This is a genomic window from Anaerovibrio sp. JC8, assembly GCF_002100115.1.
GTDB lineage: Bacteria > Bacillota > Negativicutes > Selenomonadales > Selenomonadaceae > Anaerovibrio.
In genome coordinates, this window is the sequence record NZ_ANBM01000027.1 from 1 (window position 1) to 1,429 (window position 1,429).

General features: G+C 34.0%; 2 protein-coding genes. Both read left to right on the forward strand.

Features of this window, described 5'->3' with window-relative positions:
* A partial coding sequence (locus D081_RS12440; protein ID WP_085024485.1) for a helix-turn-helix domain-containing protein occupies positions 1-554 on the forward strand: 554 nt, incomplete at its 5' end.
* Positions 551-1,396 carry an IS3 family transposase gene (locus D081_RS12445; RefSeq protein ID WP_304528581.1) on the forward strand — a complete coding sequence of 282 codons (846 nt, stop codon included), beginning with the start codon at positions 551-553 and terminating at the stop codon, positions 1,394-1,396. The genes D081_RS12440 and D081_RS12445, both read left to right, overlap by 4 nt.
* Positions 1,397-1,429 lie beyond the last annotated feature (33 nt).

Genomic DNA, 1,429 nt, shown 5'->3' on the forward strand with positions numbered 1-1,429 from the left:
GATATGCACCCCATTATTTAGACAAAAATAATGTAATGGAGGTGCATTTTTTGAAAATAAAATATTCTTACGAGGATAAACTGAAAGCAGTACTTCGAATTATTAATGATGGAATGTCAACCCGAGACAGCGCCCGTATTTTAGGGGTTTCACCATCTAATGTTAGAATGTGGAAACAATTATATTTAACACACGGGCCGGAAGCACTGAAATATAAACGTACAAATTATGATAGTACTTTTAAGGTGGCTGTAATAGAATATATGCATCAGCATAATTTATCACAGTTCGAGACAGCAGTGCATTTTGGAATAACCCAGGGGAAACTTATTGGGGTGTGGGAAAAGCAGTACAACTCCAAGGGTTATATTGCATTTGCTCATAACGGAGCATGTATGAAAGAATATGAAAAAAAGGCAGATATTCCGAAGAAAACAGAATCGTTGGAAGAAGAAGTTCTTCGCCTTCGAATGGAGAATGAATATCTAAAAAAATTGCAAGCCTTAGTTCAGAAGAGAATATTCCAAGAAAATGGGAAAGAGCAAAAGTCATAGATGAACTAAGGCATAAATATCCTCTTAAGTTAATCCTTGGTTTTGATGGAATGAGCCGAAGCACATTTTATTATCAATTAAAGCGAATGAAAAAGCCTGATCATTATCATGAGTTAAAAGAAGAGATAGTTCATATCTTTGAAGAGAATAAGAACTGTTATGGCTACCGTAGAATTACTTTAGAGCTTAAAAACCGGGGTTATAAAATTAATCACAAAGTAGTTCAGAAACTAATGCGTCAATGCGGTTTAAAATGTGTTACCAGAAAGAGAAATAAATATAATTCCTATAAAGGGAATATTGGGAAAATAGCTCCAAACATTATAGCAAGGGATTTTGTGGCATCTAGTCCGAATAAAAAATGGGCAACAGATGTTACTGAGTTTACAACGACAAAAGGAGAGAAAGTATATCTTTCTCCGATTTTAGATATGTTTAATGGTGAAATTGTGAGTTACAATATATCTCTACATCCAAACTTTAACCAGACCCTGGATATGTTGGATAAAGCATTTAAAAGTGTGCCCAATACACAGGGGATTATTCTGCATTCTGATCAAGGATGGCAATATCAGATGAAACAGTATAAAGCGTTATTGGAAAAACATGGGATAATTCAAAGCATGTCTAGAAAGGGAAACTGTCTTGATAATTCTATAATGGAAAGTTTTTTTGGAGTACTCAAGACAGAGATATACTTTGGTAAAAAATATAAAACAGTAGAGGATCTGGTAAACGCAATTAGCGAATATATCCATTATTATAATAATAAAAGAATTAAGCTGCGATTGAATGGACTAAGTCCCATACAATATAGGCTTAAATTTTCTAATACAGCATAGTTTACCCTGTCCAAAAAACGGGGTGCAGTTCAA